Annotated in this window: 2 protein-coding genes and 1 tRNA gene; 1 reads left to right on the top strand and 2 read right to left on the bottom strand. The window is 63.4% G+C overall.

The features are described 5' to 3' along the window. Positions 1 to 2,058: 2,058 nt before the first annotated feature. A complete protein-coding gene (locus C1I98_RS42180) occupies positions 2,059 to 2,232 on the top strand; it encodes a hypothetical protein (protein WP_158558340.1) in 174 nt (57 codons plus the stop codon). Positions 2,233 to 2,550: 318 nt separating this feature from the next. Here the strand turns inward: C1I98_RS42180 and C1I98_RS36585 are convergent, their stop codons facing one another. Continuing rightward, complete coding sequence (locus C1I98_RS36585; protein WP_111171855.1) at positions 2,551 to 2,805, bottom strand: hypothetical protein; 255 nt, start codon at positions 2,803 to 2,805, stop codon at positions 2,551 to 2,553. Positions 2,806 to 3,534: 729 nt separating this feature from the next. Next, positions 3,535 to 3,608, bottom strand: a tRNA-Lys gene (locus tag C1I98_RS36580). Positions 3,609 to 3,690 lie beyond the last annotated feature (82 nt).

The following is a 3,690-nucleotide window of genomic DNA, read 5'->3' as shown; positions in this document are numbered from 1 at the left end:
GGTCGGATGGTGACGAAGCCGCGCTCGCGGTGCTGGAGGCCGAGGTCCGGGGCTCGGCAGGGGCGGGCTCGGCGCTGACGGGGGAGGCGGCCAGGGCCGGCAGCGCGGTGATCACGGCCAGGATGGCCAGGCCGGTGGTGCGCCATTGTCGGATGGTAGGCAAGGAGGGTGCTCCCTTCGGCGGTGAGCGCTTCGTTTCCGTAGCTGCCACCTTTAGGTATCACGCATTGAGTTAGGTCGGTAGCTATCCGTGTGGCTACTGTGAGCTATGGAGTAATTTCTTAGGGTATTTGCGGCTTGCGGGACTTTTCGCATCTACACGGCGACGGCTCCCAGCGTCGCACTGGGAGCCATCGTCGTGCCGATAGGCGATACCGCAGCTCACGGGGGCCACTACATAGCCACAACGGGCGGTCCGCGGCCCCGTGCCGCCGGGCATCTCTATCCCGCCGTCATCCCTCCGTGGTGACCGCGAGCCCGTGCGCGGCGCGCCTGTGGTTCATGGGAGAGGGGCGGGGGGTCGCTAAGGCTGCTGTCACCCGGTACATGCGATCGCGTTAGTACACCACTGGTAGTCCGGTATCACCGCAGGTCAGCGATAGGTTCGTTGGGTACCCGTTGGGCGAGGAAGTGACGAAGGCATGGGCCATCACCTCGACGATTCCTCCGCGACCGGCTAGCTTTTTTTCATGCCCGATCCATCCTGCCAAGATCTGACTCAAGTCCGTCGGCGGTCGATCTATGTGAGCGCTACTGCCGGACTTCTCTTGGCCGGGCCGGTTGCCCTGGTCCTATATGGCCGATCTGTTGCCACAATCGCACTATGGTCTGCGACATCGGGTGCTATCGGACAAGCGTGCGGGGCCGTGTCCGCTGTGCTTCTAGCTGCCGCGATGTTGAATCGACATCCTCGACCTGGCTCCATCTCATTGCTCGATCTTTCCTCTACCGAGGAGCGAACGAACACGTCAGGTTACGAATTGGAGCACAGCATGAATATATTACGACGAGAATGGCTGCTCTTGCGCACAGGAGCGGGGTTCCTCGCGATTCAGGGAATCTTTGTCATCATCTCAATGGCATAAAAATGAAGTACCGGCCCCGCTCGGTGGAGCAGGGCCAGCATTCGCGGTAGTACTATTTCAGCAACCGCTTATTCATCAGCGCGAAGTTGACCGGCGCCCCCGTAGAATGCTCACGAGAGGCCGAGTCGACCCATCTCCATTGATGTACTTCCGGACGAAGAACTGCACATCAAAAGAGTCGCCCTTGATCGCGACCGCCATAAAGTTCGCCCAGCCGCCATTCGCGGCTACCGTATCCGCTTTCGCCCTGCTTGGCGGAAGGTGCAGGGAAAAGCTGCCAGCGTCGTCTGCCTGCCCTGACGCGAGGGACGTCACCTTACCGGCCCTGCGGGCGGCATGGAATGCGTACACCCTTGCAGGCTGTAACTTCGTAAGGGCCGTGGGGTTGGGGACCTCAACGTTCCCGACCACGAGAGCGTCGCTTTGGGATGCCGCCATAGCATCGGCATGAGCACTGGGGACAGCGCCAGCGGCTGCCAGCATCATGGCCAAGATGGCTACAAGTGAATTTTGAAAGCGCAAAGAGCCCTCCTCGGCGGCTGAGCGATCGACTTCTCAGGTGAATAATGAGCGCTGACTGATGTCATATCTCCGAGCATGACTGTTGCACCTGCACTCGCAAGCTCCAGGAAGCTCCGAAAAACAAACCCTCACCGTAGCTGCGGCATGACACTCCGTTGGCCGTGTGACTGTTTTGCCGCTGTGCTCCAGCGACGGCAGTGACCAGGAGGACTGAGAACAAGCCGATCCTTGCTCCATCGATGGGCCCGACGCCGACCCGTTATCCCAGCCTGCTCGGTAGAGGCAAAGCCTGATGCACTCCTGCGATACACGGGGCGGTCCAATCAATCTGACGTTTCAACCTTGAGTTCCTGGGGTCCCGGTAGCAACGAAGAAATCTCCAACGAAGTAGTATCTGACCTGGAGATACGGATCTCTATGGCCAGGGTCTCGCTTGCTCATGGTGTTGACCATGAGCGATGACAAGCCGGAGTTCGGGTACGGCGCGGGCGGTCGCCCGCTGTGGACGGCGCGGGACCGAGGCACCGAGGTCATCCGGACGGTGCTGCGCAAGGCGGGGCGTCGGGAGTTCGGCGAGCGCCACGGCGGGTTCGTCGTTGAGGGCGGCGGGCAACAGCGGCGGTGATGGAAGGGCCTTCCAGGTCGCGTCCTCTGATGACGCCGCGGCGTCCGCGCGGGAGGAACTCGGCCGGTACTCCGACGACCTGCGCAAGGCCGGGTGCCACTGCCGCCGGCAGCCCCTGGAGCCGCTACGCCCCAGGCGACGACCACTCCCCGTGACGACCACGAGCTCAACCACAGCCAAATAGGCGACAGTTGGTTACGCGAGGTCGCCAGAGTGGCACCCCTAAGAGGGGCAGATGGCCTCCTATCGCCTCAGCGGTTCCCGGCTCCGGCCTGGAAAAGGGCGCCGCCCCGCATCGGTCACATATCAGATCGCAGGTCAGGTCATTTCGCGCGATGCATCGGTATCGGCGAAGGTGCCGGTGGCCGTGGTGAGGACCAGCAGCGCGGCGGCCAGCGCGCGGGCGGCGGCTCCAGCGCGGGCGGGATCGGCCAGCCGGATCGGCTCACCACGGTGCTCACCCGCAAGGAATGGTGGCCAGCCCGCGCCTGGCAGTGCCCAGCCATTAATGGCCCGCTCGGGCACCCCCGGCACCATCGGCAGCACCAACCGGGAGCGATCCAGCGCCTGCAACCGCGTTTCCTCGTCGACGCATTACGACCAGCACACGCTCCGGCGAACCCAGGTAAAGCCGACCACGTCATGCACCTTGTCAGCGAAGATGATCGGCCAACGGGGGTGAACGTCTCCGGCCGGCGCAGTTGCAGGCCGAAGGCCCAGCGGACCGCCTCGGCCCCGGGCACGGTGAGCATGATCGCTGTGACGGCCATCGTCCAGGACGGACAAGCCACCGCGAACACGACACCCCATTCAGGCCAGCCGACCGCGCGGGCCGCGGTGAAACCACCGGCCATCCGGCATTCAGGAACACGCCCCTGCTCCCGATGCTCCCGGGCAACGCGGAGATCAACAGGAGCGGACATGGTCCCCGAACCGCTCCCAACGGTCATCAACCACCCCAACAAACACCGCTGACCTACGGCATCTGGAAGTACCGCAGGCCAGCGTCCGAACCGGACCACCTTGACACGCTAGAGATCAGTGGCCTGCTTGAGCGAGGCCGTGCCATGTCGCCACACCACGCGCCCACCAGGATGCACCGGTGAACCTCGGGCATCTTCCGAGTCTCTGTGGCCGAGCACACCGCGATCGATGTACTCAGTGGACCAGCTGACTTTTGGTGATCATGGAAGTGACAGGATCACGACACATGAGCACCAAACGAGCACACCCAGGCCCGGAAACGACTGCGGGCGCTCCCGCCGGCAGCGAGAACGCCCAGGTCAGCCGTTATGTGAAAGGTGCGCCGCCAGGGACTCGAACCCCGGACCCGCTGATTAAGAGTCAGCTGCTCTGACCAACTGAGCTAGCGGCGCGTCGAAGAAAGGATACAGGACGGTTGCGCGGGTTCGTACGGCATTGGCGCGGGGGTGGGTCAGGGCCAGATGGGTTCGGTGG

Origin of the sequence: Spongiactinospora gelatinilytica, assembly GCF_003236385.1 — a bacterium.
Taxonomy (GTDB): domain Bacteria; phylum Actinomycetota; class Actinomycetes; order Streptosporangiales; family Streptosporangiaceae; genus Spongiactinospora; species Spongiactinospora gelatinilytica.
The sequence above is the reverse complement of the archived record's forward strand: the minus strand, read 5'-3'. Positions and strand labels throughout refer to the sequence as shown.